The organism is Paraburkholderia sp. SIMBA_030 (genome assembly GCF_046535245.1).
Classification (GTDB): domain Bacteria; phylum Pseudomonadota; class Gammaproteobacteria; order Burkholderiales; family Burkholderiaceae; genus Paraburkholderia.
Genome location: NZ_JAWRXB010000020.1, coordinates 90,938 through 112,524 on the forward strand (window position 1 = coordinate 90,938; position 21,587 = coordinate 112,524).

The 21,587-nt window shown below is 62.7% G+C and carries 21 protein-coding genes; 11 read left to right on the plus strand and 10 right to left on the minus strand.

Annotation, left to right across the window (positions count from 1 at the left end):
• Nucleotides 1–63: 63 nt before the first annotated feature.
• Nucleotides 64–1,362: an urea ABC transporter substrate-binding protein gene (gene urtA / locus SB772_RS29685; protein WP_410836718.1), complete on the minus strand. Its 1,299-nt coding sequence runs from the start codon at nucleotides 1,360–1,362 to the stop codon at nucleotides 64–66.
• Nucleotides 1,363–1,712: 350 nt separating this feature from the next.
• Between urtA and SB772_RS29690 the strand changes: the two genes are divergently transcribed.
• A complete protein-coding gene (locus SB772_RS29690; protein WP_410836719.1) occupies nucleotides 1,713–3,044 on the plus strand; it encodes an aspartate aminotransferase family protein in 1,332 nt (443 codons plus the stop codon).
• Nucleotides 3,045–3,142: 98 nt separating this feature from the next.
• Here the strand turns inward: SB772_RS29690 and SB772_RS29695 are convergent, their stop codons facing one another.
• From SB772_RS29695 to SB772_RS29705, 3 genes are all read right to left on the minus strand, one after another.
• Nucleotides 3,143–4,555 (minus strand): DUF3443 domain-containing protein, encoded by a 1,413-nt coding sequence (locus tag SB772_RS29695; RefSeq protein WP_410836804.1) that lies wholly within the window; start codon nucleotides 4,553–4,555, stop codon nucleotides 3,143–3,145.
• A 152-nt stretch (nucleotides 4,556–4,707) separates the two neighbouring features.
• Entirely contained in the window at nucleotides 4,708–6,009 is a 1,302-nt protein-coding gene (locus SB772_RS29700) for a DUF3443 domain-containing protein (RefSeq protein WP_410836720.1), read from the minus strand.
• Between the two features lie 31 nt (nucleotides 6,010–6,040).
• Nucleotides 6,041–6,511: a DUF2844 domain-containing protein gene (locus SB772_RS29705; RefSeq protein ID WP_410836721.1), complete on the minus strand. Its 471-nt coding sequence runs from the start codon at nucleotides 6,509–6,511 to the stop codon at nucleotides 6,041–6,043.
• Nucleotides 6,512–6,529: 18 nt separating this feature from the next.
• On the opposite strand from SB772_RS29705, the gene SB772_RS29710 reads away from it, so the two are divergent.
• The gene (locus SB772_RS29710) at nucleotides 6,530–6,802 is read left to right on the plus strand and encodes a hypothetical protein (protein ID WP_410836722.1); all 273 of its coding nucleotides are present in this window, start codon (nucleotides 6,530–6,532) and stop codon (nucleotides 6,800–6,802) included.
• Between the two features lie 269 nt (nucleotides 6,803–7,071).
• Here the strand turns inward: SB772_RS29710 and SB772_RS29715 are convergent, their stop codons facing one another.
• Genes SB772_RS29715 through SB772_RS29725 form a run of 3 tightly spaced genes read right to left on the minus strand, consistent with a single transcriptional unit; the run spans nucleotide 7,072 to nucleotide 8,267 of the window.
• Nucleotides 7,072–7,218, minus strand: coding sequence for a hypothetical protein (locus SB772_RS29715; RefSeq protein WP_410836723.1), 147 nt, complete (start codon nucleotides 7,216–7,218; stop codon nucleotides 7,072–7,074).
• Between the two features lie 13 nt (nucleotides 7,219–7,231).
• Entirely contained in the window at nucleotides 7,232–7,555 is a 324-nt protein-coding gene (locus SB772_RS29720) for a rhodanese-like domain-containing protein (protein WP_410836724.1), read from the minus strand.
• 58 nt (nucleotides 7,556–7,613) lie between these two features.
• Nucleotides 7,614–8,267 carry a protein-L-isoaspartate O-methyltransferase family protein gene (locus SB772_RS29725; RefSeq protein ID WP_410836725.1) on the minus strand — a complete coding sequence of 218 codons (654 nt, stop codon included), beginning with the start codon at nucleotides 8,265–8,267 and terminating at the stop codon, nucleotides 7,614–7,616.
• A 340-nt stretch (nucleotides 8,268–8,607) separates the two neighbouring features.
• Between SB772_RS29725 and SB772_RS29730 the strand changes: the two genes are divergently transcribed.
• From SB772_RS29730 to SB772_RS29755, 6 genes are all read left to right on the plus strand, one after another.
• On the plus strand, nucleotides 8,608–9,594 hold the full coding sequence (locus tag SB772_RS29730; RefSeq protein WP_410836805.1) for a LacI family DNA-binding transcriptional regulator: 987 nt from the start codon (nucleotides 8,608–8,610) through the stop codon (nucleotides 9,592–9,594).
• 3 nt (nucleotides 9,595–9,597) lie between these two features.
• The gene (locus SB772_RS29735) at nucleotides 9,598–11,085 is read left to right on the plus strand and encodes a sugar ABC transporter ATP-binding protein (RefSeq protein ID WP_410836726.1); all 1,488 of its coding nucleotides are present in this window, start codon (nucleotides 9,598–9,600) and stop codon (nucleotides 11,083–11,085) included.
• Entirely contained in the window at nucleotides 11,066–12,079 is a 1,014-nt protein-coding gene (locus SB772_RS29740; protein WP_410836727.1) for an ABC transporter permease, read from the plus strand. The genes SB772_RS29735 and SB772_RS29740 overlap by 20 nt, the downstream gene beginning before the upstream one ends.
• 194 nt (nucleotides 12,080–12,273) lie before the next feature.
• Nucleotides 12,274–13,236: a substrate-binding domain-containing protein gene (locus SB772_RS29745; RefSeq protein WP_410836728.1), complete on the plus strand. Its 963-nt coding sequence runs from the start codon at nucleotides 12,274–12,276 to the stop codon at nucleotides 13,234–13,236.
• Between the two features lie 76 nt (nucleotides 13,237–13,312).
• Nucleotides 13,313–14,362 carry a sugar phosphate isomerase/epimerase family protein gene (locus tag SB772_RS29750; RefSeq protein ID WP_410836729.1) on the plus strand — a complete coding sequence of 350 codons (1,050 nt, stop codon included), beginning with the start codon at nucleotides 13,313–13,315 and terminating at the stop codon, nucleotides 14,360–14,362.
• A gap of 31 nt (nucleotides 14,363–14,393) precedes the next feature.
• A complete protein-coding gene (locus SB772_RS29755; RefSeq protein WP_410836730.1) occupies nucleotides 14,394–15,545 on the plus strand; it encodes a Gfo/Idh/MocA family protein in 1,152 nt (383 codons plus the stop codon).
• 33 nt (nucleotides 15,546–15,578) lie between these two features.
• On the opposite strand, the gene SB772_RS29760 is transcribed toward SB772_RS29755, so the two are convergent.
• The 3 genes from SB772_RS29760 to SB772_RS29770 form a co-directional block, all read right to left on the minus strand.
• Entirely contained in the window at nucleotides 15,579–15,839 is a 261-nt protein-coding gene (locus SB772_RS29760; protein WP_410836731.1) for a hypothetical protein, read from the minus strand.
• A gap of 320 nt (nucleotides 15,840–16,159) precedes the next feature.
• On the minus strand, nucleotides 16,160–17,332 hold the full coding sequence (locus tag SB772_RS29765; RefSeq protein WP_410836732.1) for an ABC transporter substrate-binding protein: 1,173 nt from the start codon (nucleotides 17,330–17,332) through the stop codon (nucleotides 16,160–16,162).
• Between the two features lie 33 nt (nucleotides 17,333–17,365).
• Nucleotides 17,366–18,307, minus strand: coding sequence for a CysB family HTH-type transcriptional regulator (locus SB772_RS29770; protein ID WP_410836733.1), 942 nt, complete (start codon nucleotides 18,305–18,307; stop codon nucleotides 17,366–17,368).
• Between the two features lie 231 nt (nucleotides 18,308–18,538).
• Between SB772_RS29770 and SB772_RS29775 the strand changes: the two genes are divergently transcribed.
• Genes SB772_RS29775 through SB772_RS29785 form a run of 3 tightly spaced genes read left to right on the plus strand, consistent with a single transcriptional unit; the run spans nucleotide 18,539 to nucleotide 21,527 of the window.
• The gene (locus tag SB772_RS29775; protein ID WP_410836734.1) at nucleotides 18,539–20,218 is read left to right on the plus strand and encodes a nitrite/sulfite reductase; all 1,680 of its coding nucleotides are present in this window, start codon (nucleotides 18,539–18,541) and stop codon (nucleotides 20,216–20,218) included.
• Between the two features lie 23 nt (nucleotides 20,219–20,241).
• A complete protein-coding gene (locus SB772_RS29780) occupies nucleotides 20,242–20,784 on the plus strand; it encodes a DUF934 domain-containing protein (protein ID WP_410836735.1) in 543 nt (180 codons plus the stop codon).
• The gene (locus tag SB772_RS29785) at nucleotides 20,781–21,527 is read left to right on the plus strand and encodes a phosphoadenylyl-sulfate reductase (RefSeq protein ID WP_410836736.1); all 747 of its coding nucleotides are present in this window, start codon (nucleotides 20,781–20,783) and stop codon (nucleotides 21,525–21,527) included. The genes SB772_RS29780 and SB772_RS29785 overlap by 4 nt, the downstream gene beginning before the upstream one ends.
• Nucleotides 21,528–21,587 lie beyond the last annotated feature (60 nt).

A 21,587-nucleotide genomic window follows, 5' to 3' on the forward strand; every position in this document is an offset into this window, starting at 1 on the left:
TTGAAGAAGAACCGGCAGGGCGGCGCGGCATCGTGGATAGACACGTATGGCCGCGCCGTCCCGTCAGGCAACCCGCGAGCGCTTCAGGAACGCCGGAATCGAACTGACCACATCCGGCTTGCTCGAATTGCCGGCGATGAACGGGCTCCACGGCTGCGCGCGGATCGCGGTCTTGGTGCGCCACACCACGTTGAACTGGCCGTCGGCGCGCACTTCGCCGATCATCACCGGCTTGTGCAAATGGTGATTGCCGTCCATTTCAAGCGTGAAGCCCGATGGTGCGGCAAACGTCTGGCCGACCATCGCCACACGCACCTTGTCTACATCCGTGCTCTTCGCCTTCTCGACAGCCTGCTTCCACAGATGAATGCCGACGAAGGTCGCTTCCATCGGATCGTTGGTCACGCGCTTGGTGCCGCCCGGCAGATTGTTTTCCTTGACCCACGCGGCCCATTGTTTCTTGAACTTCTCGTTGGCCGGATTGCGCAGCGACATGAAGTAGTTCCACGCCGCGAGGTTGCCGACCAGCGGTTTCGTATCGATGCCGCGCAATTCTTCTTCGCCGACCGAGAACGCGACGACCGGCACATCGGATGCCTTCAGCCCCTGGTTGCCCAGTTCCTTGTAGAACGGCACGTTCGAGTCGCCGTTGACGGTCGAGATCACCGCGGTCTTGCCGCCCTGCGAGAAGGTCTTGATGTTCGCGACGATGGTCTGATAGTCGCTGTGGCCGAACGGCGTGTAGACCTCCTGAATGTCCGCTTCCTGTACGCCCTTCGACTTCAGGAAGGCGCGCAGGATCTTGTTGGTCGTGCGCGGATAGACATAGTCGGTGCCGAGCAGGAAGAAACGCTTCGCACCGCCGCCTTCCTTGCTCATCAGGTATTCGGTTGCCGGAATCGCTTGCTGATTCGGCGCGGCGCCCGTGTAGAACACGTTGCGCGACATTTCCTCGCCTTCGTACTGCACCGGATAGAACAACAGGCCATTGAGTTCTTCGAATACCGGCAGCACCGATTTGCGCGACACCGAAGTCCAGCAGCCGAACACGACTGCGCACTTCTCCTGGGTGATCAGCTGGCGCGCCTTTTCGGCGAACAGCGGCCAGTTCGATGCCGGGTCGACCACCACCGGCTCCAGTTGACGGCCCATTACGCCGCCGTTCTTGTTGATGTCCGCGATGGTCATCAGCGCGGTGTCCTTGAGCGACGTCTCCGAGATCGCCATCGTGCCTGACAAGGAATGCAGAACGCCTACTTTGATCGGACCGCTGCCGGATTGCGCCTTGGCAAACGGAACCTGACCGGCGAGCGCCAGTGCGCCCGACATGGAGCCGAACTTCAACAGACTGCGACGTTTCATGTATATCCCCTTGCCATTGATGGTGAATGTTTATGGGCGTCGATTTCAGCCAGCAGGGCTTATCCCGCATGACTTGCCGCTTGTGTACTGCAAGGCACATGCCAAGCGACGCATCCGGCGTGAACTCGGCTTCTTGCGTGCTGCGGCGCGGCGGCCGGGCATGGGTGGTATGCGTCCTGCGGCGCGAAAGTGGTGCACACGTAGCCTGCGCGCCTCGTTGCGGTGCGTGTGGCGCTGCAACGAAGCGTGCCGATCCGCCAGCGTGCGCGCGCGGTGCATGAGCGCCGCCCCTTTGTGCATGCGTCGCGCTCTGCCTACACTGGAAGACCACCCACGCGAGGAGACCCGACATGAAAGAGCGCGCCACCGCCAACTCACCCGATATGTCCGCGTTCTGGATGCCCTTCACCGCGAACCGCCAGTTCAAGAGCGCGCCACGGCTGCTCGCAAGCGCGAAGGGCATGTACTACACATCGCACGACGGCCGGCGCATTCTCGACGGCACCGCGGGCCTGTGGTGCGTCAACGCCGGGCACTGCCGCGACGAGATCGTGGCGGCGGTGCAGGCCCAGGCGGCCGAAATGGATTTCGCGCCGACTTTCCAGATGGGGCACCCGAAGGCTTTCGAGGCCGCCACCAAAATCGCGCGGCATACGCCGGGCGATCTGAAGCACATCTTCTTCGCGAACTCGGGTTCGGAGGCCGTCGATACCGCGCTGAAGATCGCGTTGGCCTACTATCGCTCGCGTGGCGAAGGGCAGCGCACACGCTTCATCGGCCGCGAGCGTGGCTATCACGGTGTCGGCTTCGGCGGGATTTCGGTGGGCGGCATTGCGCCGAACCGCAAGGCGTTTTCAGGCGCGCTGCTGCCGTCAGTCGATCATTTGCCGCATACGCTGAACATCAAGGAGGCGGCGTTCTCCAAAGGACAGCCGGTGTGGGGCGTGCATCTCGCCGACGAACTGGAGCGGCTTGTCACGCTGCACGACGCGTCGACGATTGCGGCGGTGATCGTCGAGCCGGTGGCGGGTTCGACCGGCGTGCTGATTCCGCCGCAAGGCTATTTGCAGCGGCTGCGCGAGATCTGCGACAAGCACGGCATCCTGTTGATCTTCGACGAAGTGATTACAGGGTGGGGGCGTCTGGGCGCCCCATTCGCCGCGCAATATTTCGGCGTAACGCCCGATTTGCTGACGATGGCCAAGGGCACCAACAATGCGGCAGCGCCGATGGGCGCCGTCGCCGCCAGCGGAAGGATTCACGATTCGATCGTGAATGGCGCGCCGGGCGGGATCGAACTGTTTCATGGCTATACGTACTCGGGACACCCGATTGCCGCGGCCGCGGCGTGTGCGACGATCGATCTGTATGAGCGCGAGCAGCTGTTCGAACGGGCCGCGCGGATGGCGCCGATCTTCGAGACAGCGATTCACAAGCTGCAAGGTGAGCGGCACGTGATCGACGTGCGCAATCTTGGGTTGGTGGGTGGGGTGGAGTTGGCGCCGCGTGATGGTGCGCCTGGCGCGCGTGCTTACGATGTGTTTGTGCGGTGCTACGAGAAGGGTGTGCTGACGCGCTATACCGGGGATATTCTGGCGTTCTCGCCGCCGCTCATTATCGAGGAGGCGCAGATCGCGGAGATATTCAGGACCGTTGCTGAAGTGTTGAAGGAGACGGATTAGCGATTGGGCGGCACGCAGTCTTTTGCTGGAAAGACGGAAGGCCGGCGCCTCGCGGCGCCGGCCTTCTGTTTGGTTCGTGTGCGTGTGATCGTCGACTATCAGAACGCGATGAACGGACCCGCCTGCTTGCCGATCATCGCGTTGTTGAGCACGGTGTAGACGTTGCGGCCGAAGAAGAACGGCAGTCCCCAGATGAATATCCCCGCCGACGGCGAACCAAGGCTGTCGTAGGCCGCGTACTGGTTCGCCAGCAAGCCCCAGCCATTGGCAAGCGAGAACGGCACGGTGACTGGCGTGGCAGCTTTGTCGACACCAGTCAGGTTAGCGGACAGGCTGAGCGTAGTCGGCGGCATATACCAGTCGCCCAAGTAGGGGACGGTCGAATCCGCGAAGATGTTCGCATTGGAGCCGCTGTCGATGGCGCTGGTAAACGATCGGCCCTTATACGTGGTGGGAAAATAGCCATACTGGTCGAGCGCCAGAATATTCGCGGTCGACGGCATCGCATTGTTCTGCTGCGTGCCGATGCCGAACACCAGTTCGCCCGTGACGCTTGCCTGGCCACCTGCGGGCAACGCGGGCAGACGGATAATCGTGCCGTTGTTGTCGGAGGTGAAGTTGGCGACCGGATTCATCACTTGTGTATCGAGCGGCACCCGCGTATTCGTGCACGAACTCGCGGATGTGCAGTAGTAGTAGACCGCCGGTAAGACGGCTTGTGCCGCAGCCGGGTAGTCGCGTTGCGCCGGACCGATGCCAAGCACGCCGTTGGCGCCGAGCGCAGTCGCCGTACCGAGGTTGTTGACGCCGCGTGAAACGCAATCTGACGGCGTTGCGTACGTGCCGTCGGCGATCACCTGCACCGGCAGATCGCCCGCCATTTTGCCGCCTATCGTTACGTCGGCCCGTTTGATCGGTCCCCACGTGTACCCCGAGCCGAATGCCGCGCATTCGGCAATCGGTGCGCCGCCGGTCGGATCATTGGTGGCGCCGGACTGTGCCGGCAAGCGGCCGGCAAGCGCCGAACCCAGTGCGCTCGCCAGTACCCGCACGCCGACCGAGCCGGTATCGAGCTGCATGTGATCGACCGTTGCGCATTGGTTGCTGCCCTGCATACCAGGGATGCAGATGGTGACGCTCACGTACGGCATGTTGGCGTAGTTTCCCGTCCAACGCTCGACGGTGATCGGGACGGTATTGACATCTGCGACGGGCGTGGGCGTCGGAGCCGGGCTCGGCGCTGGCGCGGGCGTTGGAGTAGGCGTGGGGGGCGGGCTCGGAGTCGGCGTTGGTGTCGGAGTAGGTGTTGGAGCAGGGCTCGGGCTCGGAGTTGGAGTCGGAGTTGGTGCAGGGTTCGGACTCGGCGTAGGACTTGGTGTAGGAGTAGGCGACGAACCCGGAGCCGGCGAGGGCGCCGGCGTAACTGGCGCCGGCTTGTCGTTGTTCTGTGTCGCGTTCGCGTCGTCGTTGTTATCACCGCCACCACCGCCACCACTGCCACAGGCGGACATAGTCACGCTAGCAGTCAGGATGGCGAAGCAAAGCGTCTTATTGAAAGTCTTCACGTTTTCTTGCGTTCCATGAGGTCTCAACGAGAGATCAGAAATAACGCCAGGAGGCGGCGCTTCGAGGCGCCGCCTCCTGTGCCACGGAAGCGCAGTTGTCAGAACGCGACGAACGGTCCGGTTTGCTTGCCTATCGTGCTGTTGCCGATCACCGTGTACACACTGCGCCCGTAGAAGAACGGCAGACCCCAAACGAACATCCTGTAGTTGGAGTAGTGCCGGCCGACGTTGTCATAGGCGGCGTATCCGTTCGCCGCCATGTTGACGGCGTTGTCGATCGTGAAGGGCATGTTGACGGGCGTGCCTGTTCCGTTGGTGGCTTCCATTGTTGCCACCAGATTGAGCGCGGTTGGCGGCGTGTACCAGTCCGACGTGACGGGGATCGAATCGTCCTGGAACGCGAATCCGTTAGTGCCGCTGTCGATCGCGCTCCAGTTGAACACGCGACCTTGGTACTGAGTTGTAAACTCGCCTAACTTATCCACCGCCAGGATGTTCACATTCGCCGGCAGCTTGTTGTTCTGCTGCGTGCTGATGCCAAATACGAGTTCGCCGGCGACGCTTGCCTGGCCGCCCGCAGGCAGCTTCGGCAGGCGGATGATCGTGCCGTTGTTATCGCTGGAGAAGGCGGCGACGGGATTCATCACCTCCTTGTTGATCGACATGCGCGTGCTGAAGCAGGCGTTCGCAGCCGTGCAATAGTAGTAATTTCCCGGCAGCGGGATCGTCAGCGCGTCTTTCGAGTCATGCGTGCCGTGGCCGATGCCGAGAATACCGTTGGCGCCAAGTCGTTCGGCGGTGCCGAGGTCCGGGCCGCCGTGCGCGACGCAGTCCGCCGGGATGGCGTACGCACCGTCGCCTATCAACTGGATAGGGATATTGCTTGCCGTACGGCTGCCGATTTTGATGTCGGCGCGTTTCACCGAGCCCCATGTGGTGCCGGAGCCGAACGGCATGCATTCGGCGATCGGTGCGACGCCGGTTGCATCGTCGAGGGCGCCGGCTTGCGTGAGCAACTGGGAACCTAGAGTCGGGAGTGCGCTGGCCATAATGCGTACGCCTACCGAGCCGGTATCGACCAGCATGCGATCGATCGTCGTGCACTGGCTGGCGCCTTGCGTGCCGGGGACGCACACGGTGATCGTCGCGGAAAGCATGTTGATGCTGCCCATCGAGTTGTCGACGCGAATCGGCACAGTATTGCTGTTGTCGCTCGACGTATTCTCCGAATTGCCGGCGTTGCCTGAGCCGTCCGGCTTCTGGATCCAGTCGGGATCGGCGGACCAGCCAATGGCGCCGCCGTTTTTGCCGCCGTTTCCATCGCCTCCGCCGCCACAGGCGGACAGTGTCAGGCCCAGCGTGGTCAGCGCGACCCAGAGTGTCTTGTTGAGTGTCTTCATCTTGATGTTTTCCGCGAAATCGATGCGTCGTTCACTGCAGATCGCCCGGACGGACGTTCGCAGGCATCAGGCGTGGCAGATACGCGATGCCGAAGAAATGTCCCAGGCGGCCCGCCGATTCGATGCGGAAGTCGCCGTTGCCTTCGATCAGCGGACCGGTGCCGCGCGCGCGGCTTTCGCCGGCGGCGACGAAGTTGGGGAAATAGCTGCCGAGCAGCGCCGTCATATCGGGGCGTATCGGTCCTTCCCAGGTGACGGCGAACACGACATTGCTGGGCAGCACGTATTCGCGGATCGTGACGCCGTTGGTGTCGCGCCACTCGCGCATGGTGAAGGGCGCTGTAGTTGTCGTTTTAGCCGCGGCTGTTCCGGCGGCGGATTGCGGCATGGCGCGCAGCATCGTTGGAGCGGATGTGCCGGCGCTCGGCGCGCCGCCCAACGTTGCATGCGAGGCGAGCGGCAACAGCGTTGCGGCCAGCATCGCGATCTTCAGAAATCTCATCACACTGCTCCCCCAAAAATGGTCGGAGCATGGTGCCCGGGCGATGCTCAGGAAACCGTAAGAAATTTCCTCGGCGGCTACGAGAAGCGTCCCAATGAAAGCGAGGTGTTAGGGCTGTCGCAAACTGTTCCGGGTTGCGGAGTCAAAAATGGCAAGGAACAGGAAGAAGCGGTGGCCTTAGCAAATGAAACATTGCCCGCACAAGACAAAACGCAGGCGTCAAAATCGGCTGGCGGTTTTGTGAAGTACCGCTACGGCGCGCGCAGCGCCGCCGGAAGAATGACGGCCTAGTCACTTACGCGGAGTGTGCGGAAACACCGATTCCAGATGTTCCACTATCCCCTCCAAGCCGGGAGACCCGCTTAAAAGTTAGCGGTGTGAAGCCGCTTTCTTTTGCCTACTTTTCTTTGCGGCAGGCAAAGAAAAGTAGGTGCTCCCCCGCACAGGGGGAACGCTAATAGACCAATAACAAAGCAAGGAAAGGCCAACACCATAGGCGAACAACCAAATGGCGCCGCGTCAGAAGCCACTTGCATAAAGAAGGGAAAGCAGAGGGAGCGTTACTGAGTCGCGACAGCGTCCTGCACGGCCTGCCGCCCAGGCTTCCCGGCGGCGCCTTTAGCCGCGACACCCGAATGCGGCACGGTCGGCACCCGCGGCAGCGCGATAAACGCCCCATCACCGACCGGCGCCAGCTGGCGCTTCATCGAGACCGTACGGTCAATAGACAGGAACAGACGGATCGACCTGACGCGACCACGCGTCGATCCCGCCTTGCAGATTGAAGACGTTGGTGTGGCCGCGTGACTCGAGGAACATCGCGACCTGGGCGCTGCGCGCGCCGTGGTGACAGACGCAGACGATTTGCGCGTCGTCGTCGAGTTCTTCGCTGCGCGCGGGAATCTCGCGCATCGGAATCGACACGGCGCCGGCGATCGACGCCGTCTGGATTTCCCACGGCTCGCGCACGTCGAGCAGCACGGGCGCGGGGCGCGATTGATCGGCGAGCCATTCGGCGAGTGCGGGAGCGGACAGATTTTGCATCAGCAAGACATCCAGTTCAGATTGCGGCGGACCAGCGAAACGTCAGGTTGCAGATGACTTAGAACTTGAAGCGCGGCGGTTGCACCGCATTGATCAGCGGCTCGACGTAAATTTCGAATACGTCGGCAATGCGGTATTGCGTCTCGTCGATGCGCGTGATGATCTGCGCTTTCATAACAGGCGCGGTGCCGACGAAAGCCGCCAGACGGCCGCCCACCTTCAGTTGTTCGAGGATGTCCTGCGGCAGCACCGGCAGGCCGCCCGACACGCAGATCACGTCGTACGGTGCCGCGTCGGCCCAGCCGCGCGATGCGTCGCCGGTGGCGACTTCGGCGTTCAGCACGCCGTTGGCGGTCAGGTTGTGCCTGGCCAGTTCCGCCAGTTCCGGTTCGATATCGACCGTCAGCACATGCTGCGCGCGATGCGCGAGCAGGGCCGCCATGTAACCCGAGCCGGCGCCGATTTCGAGCACGCTTTCGTGCTTCTTCACTGCCAGTTCCTGCAGCACGCGCGCCTCGACGCGCGGCGCCAGCATGTGCTGGCCAGCCGGCAGCGGCACTTCGAAGTCGACGAAGGCCAGATCGCGGTACACGTCGGGGACGAAGTTTTCACGCTTGACGATCGAGAGCAGATTCAGCACGTCCTGGTCGAGCACTTCCCAGGGGCGGATCTGCTGTTCGATCATGTTGAAACGCGCTTGCTCGATATTCATGGTGGGTTCGGCGGTTTGGTTTGGCGATTTTTGCCACTGCCCAGCGCTTGTCGGGATCCGTTGGAAGCCGGGGCAGGCAGGGTAACTGCGGGATTGTACCAAACCGCGGTGCGATCACGCGCCGTCGCGGGCAGTGCGGCGACTCGCCACCGCCTGCCGCTCTCCGTGTTAATCCCTAGCGATTCGTCCTTGCGATTCGCGCTCGCATCGCCCAAGAATGTAATCGATTACATTTTCGAGGCAGGCTGACTTGTCCAAAACGTCGTCCAAAGCGTTGTCCAAGACGGTGTCCAAAGCGCGCGAGGCGCGCGAGGCGCAACCGCTCCAGCCGTCCGTCGGCATGTCGATTGCCGGCGTCGCCGAGCAGGCGGGGGTGTCGGTGGCGACGGTGTCGCGGGTGCTGAACGGCCACGAGAACGTCCGGCCCGCCACGCGAGACAAGGTATTGGCCGCCGTCGACGCGAGCGGCTATCGCGTCAACGAACTGGCGCGCAACCTGCGCACCGCCGAAAGCCGCCTGCTGCTGACGATGGTGCCCGACGTCGGCAACCCGTTCTACGCTGAAATTGTGCGCGGCATCGACAGCGTCGCGCGCCAGCACGGCTACTTCATGCTGCTATGCGACACGGGCGCCGACCCGGGCCGCGAGCGCAGTTATTTCGATCTGCTGCGGCGCCGCCGCGCGGACGGCGCGATCTGCCTCGATCCGGCGGCCATCCAGCAGGCGCTCGGCGAGGCATCCAGCGCGCTGCCGTGGGTCGCGTGCTGCGAGTTCGATCCGGCGGTCGGCGTACCGTACGTCGGCATCGACAACTACCGGGCCGCGGGCGACGCGGTGCGGCATCTGCTCGCGCGCGGCCACCGGCGCATCGGTTTGATCAATTCCGATGTCGATTATCTCTATGCGCGCCAGCGTCAGCAGGGTTATCTCGACGCGTTGAGCGAAGCGGGCATCGCGCCGAACGAGAACTGGCGCATGAATCTGAACAGTATCGACTATGAAGCGGGCGCATCGGCCGCGGCGACGCTGGTGCAACAGGCGCTGCCGCCGAGCGCGATCTTCGCGGTGTCGGACACGCTGGCGATCGGCGTGATCCACGGCTTGCGCAGCGTCGGCAAGCGTGTGCCGGACGACATCGCCGTAGTCGGTTTCGACGATATTTCCCTCGCTGCGCAAATCGATCCGCCGCTCACCACCATCGCGCAGCCGATGCGCGAACTCGGCGAGACCGCCGCGCGCCTGCTGCTGCAGCGGCTCGCGAATCCATTGGCCAACGTGCCGGGCGTGCTGCTGCCGCATCGGCTCGTGATTCGCGGGAGCGCGTAAGCGATGAGCCTCGCCGTCCGCTTCGACGATATCCGCAAAGACTTCGGCCCGGTGCGCGTGCTGCACGGCGTGTCGTTCGAGTTGAGCCCGGGGCGTATCTACGGATTGCTCGGCGAAAACGGCGCGGGCAAATCGACGCTGATGAAAATCCTGGCCGGTTATGAAACGGCGACGTCGGGCACCTTGCTGGTCGACGGCCACGCGCAGCAGTTCATCGGCTCGCGCGATGCGGAAGCCGCCGGCATCGTGTTGATTCACCAGGAATTCAATCTCGCCGAGCATCTGACGATCGCGCAGAACATGTATCTCGGCCACGAGAAGCGGCGCGGCTGGTTCGTCGACGATGCCGCGATGCGTGCCGACGCCAAGCGTTATCTTGCGCAAGTCGGCCTCGAGAAAGCACCGGACACGAAGGTGCGCGAACTGATCGTCGCTGAAAAGCAAATGGTGGAGATCGCCAAGGCTTTGTCGCGCCGCGCGCGCCTGTTGATCATGGACGAACCGACCGCCACGCTCACGCCGTCCGAAACCGAACGCCTCTTCACGCTGATGGCGAAGCTCAAAGCCGACGGCGTGACCATCATCTATATCTCACACAAGCTCGACGAAGTCGAACGCATCACCGATGAAGTGATCGTGATGCGCGACGGCCGCTTCGTCGCGCGCGGCGAAACGGCGGCGCTGGCGCGGCAGCAGATGGCGAATCTGATGGTCGGGCGCGACGTGTCCGATATGTTCCCCGAGAAGATCACAGTGCCCGCCGACACGCCGATCGCGTTGAAAGTGGCAGGCCTCGCCGTGCCGAACTGGGTCGAGGATCTGAGCTTCGACGTGCGCGCCGGCGAAGTGCTCGGCTTTGCGGGACTTGTCGGCGCGGGCCGCACCGAAGCGTTCGAAGCGATCATCGGCTTGCGCAAACGCACGGCGGGCCGCATCGAAATCGCGGGCCGCCGCGCCGATCTGAAAGATCCACGCGACGCCATGCGCCACGGCCTCACGTATCTGAGCGAAGACCGCAAAGGCAAAGGCCTGCACGTGAACCTGAGCCTGCAGGACAACGTCACGCTCATGACGCTCGAACGCTACGCGCATCCATTGCTCGATCTGAAAGCGGGGCGCGCGGCGTTGACCCAAGCCGTGAGCGACTTCGGCATCCGCACCGGCGATCTGACGAGCCGCGCGCGCATGCTCTCCGGCGGCAACCAGCAGAAGCTCGCGCTCGCCAAGTTCCTGCAACCCGAGCCGAACGTGATCGTGCTCGACGAGCCTACCCGCGGCGTCGACGTCGGCGCAAAACGCGACATCTATTTTCTGATCCATCGTCTCGCCGCGCAGGGCCGCGCGGTGATCGTCATTTCATCCGAACTGATCGAGCTGATCGGCTTGTGCCACCGCGTCGCCGTGATGCGCGCGGGACGCCTGCAAGCAACGCTCACGCTCGACCATCTGACCGAAGAGGAGTTGATCGCCCATGCGACCGGCACCCACTGAAGCCGCGCCATCCGGCCGCGCGTTGCGGTTCGCGCATCGTCTGTATGCGCTTGGGCCGCTCGCCGGGCTGGTCGTGCTGTGCGTCGCCGGCACGCTGCTCAACCGCGATTTCGCGACGCTCGACAACCTGATGAACGTGCTCACGCGCACGTCGTTCATCGGCATCATCGCGGTCGGCATGACCTTCGTGATCATTTCGGGCGGTATCGATCTGTCGGTCGGCTCGATGGCGGCGCTGATCGCGGGCAGCATGATCTGGCTGATGAACGGGCTGGCGGCCGGTGTCGGCGGGCATAGGTTCGCGCCGTTGCTGATCGTGGCGCTAGGCATCGCGTTCGCGCTGGTGCTCGGCGGATTGTTCGGCTGCGCGCATGGTTTGCTGATTACCAAAGGACGGATCGAACCGTTCATCGTCACGTTGGGCACGTTAGGCATTTTTCGCGCGGTGCTGACGTGGCTCGCCGATGGTGGCGCGCTGACCCTGGATAACGCCTTGTCCGATCTCTATGGGCCGGTTTACTACGCGAGCCTGTTCGGCGTGCCTGTGCCGATCTGGGTGTTTCTCGTGGTTGCGGCGGGCGGCGCGTTGATCCTGAATCGCACCGCGTTCGGCCGGCATGTGCAGGCGATCGGCTCGAACGAACAGGTCGCGCGTTATGCGGCGATTCGCGTCGATCAGGTCAAGATCGTCACCTACGTGCTGCTCGGCATCTGCGTCGGCGTGGCGACCGTGCTGTACGTGCCGCGGCTCGGCTCGGCCACGCCGACCACCGGCTTGCTGTGGGAGCTCGAGGCAATCGCATCGGTAGTCGTCGGCGGCACCGCGCTGAAAGGCGGCGAAGGGCGCGTGATCGGCACGGTGATCGGCGCGATCCTGCTTTCGGTGATCGCGAACATTCTGAATCTGACCAGCATCATCAGCGTGTATCTGAACGCGGCGGTGCAGGGCGTGGTGATTATCGTCGTCGCGTTCTTGCAGCGCGGACGGCGGTAGGCAGTGGGCTTCAAAGGATGGAATAGCAAAGGCAGCGGCTGGTTCCAGAATCGGGGCGCATGAACGCCTCATAACGCAACAATGTTGCATGGGATCAGTGTAAGTGCTTTGCATGGGACCAGAGTAACGCGCTAAAGCGCGAACTCTGGTCGACAGCTAAAGCGCTAACTCTGATCGACATAGGAGACACAACCATGAAGCAGATCATTCGAGCGGTTAGCGCCGGCATGCTGGCGTTGGGAATACTGGGCACGGCAGGCGTCGCGCGTGCCGATGAGAAGGTCACGCTGGGCGTCGCGATTCCGACAGCCGATCATGGCTTCACTGGCGGCATCGTCTGGTGGGCGAACAAGGCGAAGAGCGATCTGGAGAAGGCGCATCCCGATCTGAAAGTGATCGTGAAGACCGCGGCGGGCGCGCCCGAACAGGCGAACCAGTTGCAGGATCTGGTGACGGTCAACAAGATCAACGCACTGGTGATTTTCCCGTTCGAATCGGCTTCGCTGACGCAGCCGGTCGCGCAGGTGAAGAAAAAGGGCATCTACGTGACGGTGGTCGATCGCGGCCTGACCGACACCAGCGCACAAGATGCCTATGTCGCCGGCGACAACACTGCGTTCGGCAAGATTCCCGCCGAATACCTGGCGAAGGCGCTCGACGGCAAAGGCGACATCGTCGCGTTGCGAGGCATCCCGACGACGCTCGACAACGAACGCTGGACCGCGTTTACCGGTGTGCTGAAGGCGTATCCGAACATCAGGATACTCGACGCCAAGTACGCGAACTGGAATCGCGACGACGCGTTCAAGGTGATGCAGGACTACCTGACGCGCTTCAAGCACATCGACGCCGTGTGGGCCGCCGACGACGATATGGCAGTAGGCGTCCTGAAGGCGATCGATCAGGCCAAGCGCGCCGACATCAAGATCGTGTTCGGCGGTGCGGGTTCGAAGGGCATGGTGAAGAACGTGATGGACAGCGCTCCGATGATCAAGGCCGACGTGTCGTACTCGCCGAAATTCATCTACGACGCCATCAAGCTCACCGCCGAAGCGCGTCTGAAGGGCGACAAGCTGCCGCCGACGACGATCATTCCGTCCGTGCTGATCACGAAGGAAAACGCGCAGCAGTTCTATTTTCCGGACTCGCCGTTCTGATGGGTATCCGGGGCACGCTCGCATCGGGTGAGTGGCATGGACGATGCGAGCGTGACCTCGTTCGAGGAGCCGTACGATGAAAACCATCAAAGGGCCGGCGATTTTTCTGGCTCAGTTCATGGGTGACGAGGTGCCGTTCGACAACCTCGCGCATCTGGCCGGCTGGGCCGCGAGTCTCGGCTTCAAGGGCATTCAGGTGCCGTGCGACGCGCGCCTGATCGATCTCGAACAGGCGGCGGCGAGCCAGACGTATTGCGACGAGTTGCAGGAGATCGTCGACGATGCGGGCGTGACGATCACCGAACTGTCGACGCATCTGCAAGGGCAGCTCGTAGCCGTGCATCCGGCCTATGACGCGTTGTTCGACGGCTTTGCCGCGCAGCATGTGCGCGGCAATCCCGCTGCGCGCACGCAATGGGCGATCGGGCAGATGAAGCTGGCGGCGAAGGCGTCGCAGCGTTTAGGATTGAATGCGCATGTGTCGTTTTCCGGCGCGCTGGCCTGGCCGTATCTGTACCCGTGGCCGCAACGTCCGGCAGGCCTGGTCGAAGCCGCATTCGACGAACTCGCGCGCCGCTGGACCCCGATTCTCGACGCCTTCGACGAAGCCGGCGTCGATTTGTGCTATGAACTGCATCCGGGCGAGGACCTGCACGACGGCGTGACCTTCGAGCGCTTTCTCGACGCAGTGAAGCAGCGCTCGCGCGCGAATATCCTCTACGATCCGAGCCACTTCGTGTTGCAGCAACTCGACTATCTCGCGTTCATCGACATCTATCACGCGCGCATCAAAGCGTTTCATGTGAAGGACGCGGAATTTCGTCCGAACGGCAGGCAAGGCGTGTATGGCGGCTACAGCGGCTGGGTCGAACGCGCGGGGCGCTTTCGCTCGCTTGGCGACGGCCAGATCGATTTCGGCGCGATCTTCTCGAAGATGGCGCAGTACGACTTTCCCGGCTGGGCAGTGCTGGAATGGGAGTGCGCGTTGAAGCATCCGCAGGACGGCGCACGCGAGGGCGCGGAGTTCATTCGCCGGCACATCATTCGCGTGGCCGAGCATGCGTTCGACGATTTCGCGGGCAGCGGCGTGGACGCGGACCAGTTAAAACGCGTGCTCGGCATTTGATTGCGATCGATCGCAAAGGAGAGCGAGGGTGATGCCACGAAGAAGGTTCAGATTAGGCATGGTCGGCGGCGGACAGGGCGCATTTATCGGCGCGGTGCATCGGATCGCGGCGCGGCTCGACGACCGCTTCGAACTGGTGGCGGGTGCGTTGTCGTCCGATCCGCAGCGAGCGCAAGCGAGCGCCGATGAAGCCGGCATCGCTCGCAGCTATGTGGACTGGCGCGAAATGGCGCGTGCCGAAGCCGCGCGCGACGACGGTATCGACGCGGTTGCGATCGTCACGCCGAACCATCTGCATGCGCCGGTGGCGACGGCTTTTCTCGAAGCCGGGATTCACGTGATCTGCGATAAACCGTTAGCGATATCGCTGGCCGAAGGCGAGGCGTTGGCGAAGCTCGCTCGCAAGAAGAACAAGCTGTTTGCATTGACGCATACGTACTCCGGCTATCCGCTGGTGCGTCACGCTCGTGAGCTTGTCGAACGAGGCGAGCTTGGCGACATACGTGTGGTGCAAGTCGAATATGCGCAGGACTGGCTCGCCGAGCCGATAGAAACGAGCGGCATGAACAAGCAGGCGGGCTGGCGCACGGACCCATCGTTAGCGGGTCCCGCCGGCTGTCTCGGCGACATCGGCACGCACGCGTATCACCTCGCCGGATTCGTCACGGGAATGACGCCGTTATCGTTATCCGCAGAGTTGCATACCTTCGTGCCGGGACGCCGCATCGACGATCACGTGCAGGCGATGCTGCGCTATCCGAACGGCGCGCGCGGCATGTTGTGGGCGAGTCAGGTGGCGAGCGGCGCGGAGAACGCGTTGCGCTTGAGGGTGTATGGAACCAGGGCGGGATTGTGTTTCGATCAGGAGGATCCGAATGAGCTTTGGCTCACACCGTTGGGCGGTTCGGCAGAGCGCGTGACACGCGGTCGTGTGCATAGCGCGATCGCCGCACACGCGACACGCGTGCCGCCCGGACACCCGGAAGGTTATCTGGAAGCGTTTGCGCAGTTGTACAAAGATGCGGCGTTGCAGATCGAGGCGCTGGACGCGGGCGAAGCGCTTCCTGAGGAAAGCCGACTGCTGACAACGGTAGACGACGGCGTGGCCGGCTTGCGTTTCATCGACGCGGTGCTGGCGAGCCATGCGGCCAACGGGCAGTGGCGGGACATTGGCGAGCCTTGAGGAGAACGCAAAAAGCGTGACGACAAGCGCGACTCAACCGCCCTTGCTCTTCCTGATCTGCTCTTCGAAAGCGATATCCAGCTTGCTCGCCTTGCGCGGTTTCGGCGGCCCGAAACCGTCGACGAACTTGACGAAGTCGTCGAGCGTCAGCGGATCGGAGACTTTCCTGTCGGTACCGCTCGATTTGTCGACCAGGTAGAACAGGCCGCCGGACAAGCTGATCGCCGCGAACAGCGGATTGCCGCTGCGGGTTTTCAATCGCTCGACGGCGTGAATGGCTCGGGTGGTGCGCATGATGTGGGACTGCTGGGTCGGGGAAAGACTTCTACTGTAACAACTTCGGAAGCGGTAAGCGTCATTGCTTCACGGTGGCTCTGCGGCGGAACGTGCGCCGCAGCCAGTCCGCCCAATCGTCCAGCACCGTGCACACCACTCGCACCATCGCCAGCGCCAGGATCGACTATGTCGTCACGCCGCCGATCGCCATCTGGCCGAGCGGTCCACGTTGTTCGCCGCGTTCACGCAAGCGGGCCGCCAGCATGGTACGTGCGGCGTGCATGCCGCGCGGCGCCCGAACGGGTCTGATCGAGTGGCGCGCATGCTTTTCGACTCGCTCATTGACTCAGATACGTGAACTTGCCGTTCCTGATCACGCCCATCACGCTGGCGCGCTGATCCAGACCGACGTGGTCCTTCGCGCTGGTGTTCACCACGCCGTTCGGCACGACCAGTTCATGCGCATGCTCCAGTTCGTCGCGCAACGCCGTGCGGAAAGCCGGCGTGCCCGGCTGGGCCGTCTTCAGCGCGCGCGCAACGGCGTCCTGAAGACGCGGATACACGCCCGCGGCATCGCCGGCAAACTGCGTGACGCTGCCCGGGCCGTACTTCGCTTCATATTGGCCGACGAACGCGAGCGCCGCCTTCTTCGCCGGATGATCTGCCGGCAGCGTGCGCGCCACCACGACCGGTTGGGTCGGGAACAGCGTGCCTTCCACATCCTTGCCGCCCAGCTTGATGAACTCGGGCGTCGCGATGCCATGCGTCTGATAAATCGGGCCCTTGAAGCCGCGCTCGACCAGCGTGCGTTGCGGCAGCACCGTCGGCGTACCTGCGCCCGCGATCAGGATCGCGTCGGGCTTGGCGGCCATCAGCTTCAGCACCTGGCCGGTGACGCTGGCGTCGGTGCGGTTAAAGCGCTCGGTCGCGACGATCTGGATGTGGCGCAACGCGGCGAACTTGCTGAATTCGTTGAGCCAGCTTTCGCCGTAGCCGTCCGCGAAACCGATGAAGCCCACCGTCTTCACGTTGTGGTTCGACATGTAGCGCGTCATCACGTCGGCCATCGCGCTGTCGGTCTGCGCCATCTTGTAGGCCCACACCTTCTTGCCTTCCTGCGGCTCGACCACGCTTGCCGAGCCGATCAGCGTGATCATCGGCGTCTGGCTTTCGGCGACCGGATCGAGCGCGGCCATCGCCGCCGGCGTGATGTTCGGGCCGACGATCACGTCGACGTGGTCTTCGTTGATCAGCTTGCGGATGTTGCGGACCGCGGCGCCCGGGTCGGACGCGTCGTCGAGGAAGATATAGTCGGCTTTCTGGCCGGCGATCGTGCTGGGCCACATCAGCATCGCGTTCTTGCTGGTGATGCCGATCACGGCCGCGGGGCCGGTGCTCGACAGGTCGATACCGACCTTGAGGTCGGCGTGTGCGGCAGTGGCGAGCAGGAGCGCGCCGAGAGCGGCCAGGCCGCGTAGTGTGGTCCGTGGTTTGTTTTTATGCGACGTCATCGAAAGGTCTCCGTGGCGGGAAGCGTGGTGATGTCAAAGCTCGTAGGTTTCGTGTTCGCCTTTCAGCGCCTGTTCGATCAGCTTGCGGTTCATGCTCGGCGACAGCAGTTCGACGAGCGTATACACATAGCTGCGCAGGTAGGCGCCCTGTTTCAGCGCGACCCGCGTCACGTTGCTGCCGAACAGATGGCCGACCGGCATCGCGCGCAATTGACGGTCGCGCTCGGCGTTGAACGCGATATCCGCCATGATGCCGACGCCCAGACCCAGTTCGACGTAGGTCTTGATCACGTCGGCGTCGATCGCTTCGAGCACGATGTCCGGATGCAGGCCGCGCAGGCGAAACGCCTCGTTGATCTTGGTGCGGCCGGCGAACGCGTTGTCATACGTAATGAGCGGGTAATGGGTAAGATCGTCCAGCGACAAAAGCTTGCGGTCGAGCAGCGGGTGGTCCGGCTGCATCACGGCGACGTGGTGCCACTGGAAGCACGGCAGCGAGACCAGTTCCTTGTAGTTGGAGATCGCTTCAGTCGCGATGGCGAGATCGGCCTGGTCGTGGAGCACCATCTCGGCGACCTGGGTCGGGCTACCTTGCAAAATCGAAAGGTGTACTTTCGGGAAGCGCTTCTTGAATTCGGCGATGGCGGCCGGCAGTGAGTAGCGCGCCTGGGTGTGGGTGGCCGCGATCACCAGATTGCCCTGATCCTGGGCGGCGTAATCTTTACCGACTCGCTTCAGGCTCTCGACTTCCTGCAAGATTTTCTCGACCGACTGCAGGATAATGCGCCCCGGCTCGGTCAGCGAGCGCACGCGCTTGCCGTGCCGCGTGAAGATTTCGACGCCCAACTCGTCTTCCAGCTCGATGATCGCCTTGGAGACGCCCGGCTGGCTTGTATATAGGGCTTTGGCCGCTTCGGTCAGGTTGAAATTCTGCCGCACGGCCTCGCGGACGAAGCGGAATTGGTGCAGGTTCATATATAACCCCTCCGCATATAAAAAGAATTTTTTAGTCGTTTGAAATATAAGGGGAGTTTATTACGATCTGTCCATCTTTTTCAATATGGATATCTGTATTTGTCATAAGCAAATGAGAGATGGGTCTAAACCCTGACTCGTCTGACCTGACAAAGGGGGTATCCAGGGCGCGGCGTAAGCGGTACGCCGGTCACCTGAACGCTGTGTCACGCAAAAAATTGGGGTCCCCGAATGTACCAATACGATCAGTACGACCAGACCATCGTCGACGAACGGGTCGCGCAATACGCCGACCAGGTTCGCCGCCGGCTGTCGGGCGAATTGAGCGAAGAGGAGTTCCGTCCGCTGCGCCTGCAGAACGGCTTGTACATGCAGCGTCACGCGTACATGCACCGCATAGCGATCCCGTACGGCAACCTGCGCAGCGACCAGATGCGCGTGCTCGCGCAGATCGCGCGCGAACACGACCGCGGCTACGGCCATTTTTCGACGCGCTCGAACATCCAGTACAACTGGATCAAGCTCGAAGAAACGCCGGAAATTCTCCGCAAGCTCGCCGCCGTGCAGATGCACGGCATCCAGACCTCGGGTAACTGCATCCGCAACATCACGGCGGACCAGTTCGCCGGCGTGGCGGCCGATGAAGTGGTCGATCCGCGTCCGTGGGCTGAAATTCTGCGTCAATGGTCGACGTTCCACCCGGAATTCGCGTGGCTGCCGCGTAAGTTCAAGATCGCCGTGTCGGGCTCGAAGGAAGACCGCGCGGCGGTGCAGGTCCACGACATGGGCGTGTATCTGAGGAAGAACGCGCAGGGCGAGCTGGTGGCCGATATTCTGGCCGGCGGCGGCATGGGCCGTACGCCGATCATCGGCGCGATCATCCGTCGGGATTTGCCGTGGCAACACCTGCTGACGTACTGCGAAGCCGTGCTGCGTGTGTACAACCGCTACGGCCGCCGCGACAACATTTACAAGGCGCGCATCAAGATTCTCGTGAAGGCGTTGAGCCCGGAGAAATTCTCGGCGCAGGTCGAAGAAGAATGGCAGCACCTGAAGGACGGTTCTTCGACGCTGACACAAGCGGAAGTCGATCGCGTGTCGCAATACTTTCAGCCGCCGGTGTATGACAAGCTGCCGGATACGGATGCATCGTTCGAGAATCATCTGCTGGAAAACCGTGCGTTCGCCCGTTGGGTCGAACGCAATGTGCGCCCGCACAAGGTGTCGGGCTATGCTTCGGTGACCTTGTCGCTGAAGCCCACCACGATCGCCCCGGGCGACGCCACCGACGCGCAGATGGAAGCGGTCGCCGATTGGGCCGACGAGTACTCGTTCGGCGAAATCCGCGTGTCGCACGAACAGAACCTGATTCTCGCGAACGTGAAAAAGCGCGATCTGTTCGCGCTGTGGGAAAAGGCCAAGGCGCAAGGTTTTGCGACGCCGAACATCGGCTTGCTGACCGACATCATCGCGTGCCCGGGCGGCGATTTCTGCTCGCTCGCGAATGCGAAGTCGATTCCGATTGCGCTGGCGATCCAGGAGCGCTTCAACGACCTCGACTATGTGTACGACCTCGGCGATGTGTCGCTGAACATCTCGGGTTGTATCAACGCGTGCGGTCACCACCACGTCGGCAACATCGGCATTCTGGGCGTCGATAAGGACGGCTCCGAGTGGTATCAGGTGACGCTCGGCGGCGAGCAGGGCACCGGCGCGACCGGCGCGCATCTCGGCCGCGTGATCGGCCCGTCGTTCTCGGCGGAAGAGATGCCGGACGTGATGAGCAAAGTGATCGATACGTTCGTGGAAAACCGCTTCGAGGGCGAGCGCTTCATCGAAACGTACAACCGCATCGGCATCGCCCCGTTCAAGGAACGTGTGTACGCCTCGCGTCAACCGGCTCACGCGTAACCGCGAAAAAGGATACTGAACAGATGGCTTCTATCATCAAGAATCGCGCGATCGTCAACGATGACTGGACGGTCGTGCGCGCAGCGGAAGACGGCAGTTTGCCCGCAGTGGATGCATTGCCGGCCGGCAAGGTGCTGGTGCCGCTCGCGTTGTGGCAGGCCGCGCGCGATGCGTTGACCGCTTCGCGCAGCGCGGCTGAGATCGGCGTGTGGCTCGCGCCGGACAGCGAACCGGCGGATATCGTCGGCGACTTCGACAAAATCGCGCTGATCGGCGTGGATTTCCCGGTGTTCCGCGACGGCCGTGGCTATAGCATCGGCCGCCTGTTGCGCGAGCGTTATGGCTACAAGGGCGAACTGCGCGCGATCGGCGACGTGCTGCGCGATCAGCTGACGTTCATGTTCCGCTGCGGTTTTGACGCTTACGCGCTGCGTGAAGACAAAGACTTCAACGACGCGCTCAAGGCATTCGACGAATTCAGCGTGCAGTATCAGGGCGCGGTGGACAATCCTTCGCCGCTGTTCCGCCGCCGCGCGGCTGCGGCTTTGGAAAAGGCCTCAGCATGAGCGGCGCCCAATCGCTCACGCCAGCACTCGTTGCGAAGGTCGAGCGGCTCGACGCGCTGCTCGATTCGATCGCCGCGCGTCACGCGAACGTGAAGCTCGCCAGCAGCCTCGCTGCGGAAGACATGCTGCTGACGCACGCGATCCTCTCGCGAGGCGTGAAGATCGGCATCTTCTCGCTGAATACGGGCCGTCTGCATGCGGAAACGCTCGGCATGCTCGATCGCGTGAGAGAGCGCTACGGCTACGAGATCGAACAGTTTCATCCGCAGGCTGCCGCGGTTGAAGAATATGTCGGGTCGCACGGTCTGAACGCGTTTTACGAAAGCGTCGATTTGCGCAAGCGCTGCTGCGAGATCCGCAAGGTCGAGCCGCTGAACCGCGCGCTGTCGGACGTCAGCGCATGGGTGACGGGCCAACGCCGCGAGCAGTCGGTGACGCGTGCCGAATTGCACGAGGAAGAGCACGACGCCGCGCGCAACATCGCCAAGTTCAATCCGCTGACCGACTGGACCGAGACCGAGGTGTGGGACTACCTGAAAGCCTTCGACGTGCCGGTCAATCCGCTGCATGCGCGCGGTTATCCGAGCATCGGCTGCGAACCCTGCACGCGTGCGATCCGTCCCGGTGAAGACAGCCGGGCAGGGCGCTGGTGGTGGGAGTCGCGCGATACGAAGGAATGCGGGCTGCACATCACGACGATTACGCCGATCCCTTTCAGCAGCAGCGAAAACGCTTCTGCTTGACGTAACGATGAAGTCTCGGTGAATTCAGGCCTTGGCTTTTGGCCTGAACACCGCACATAC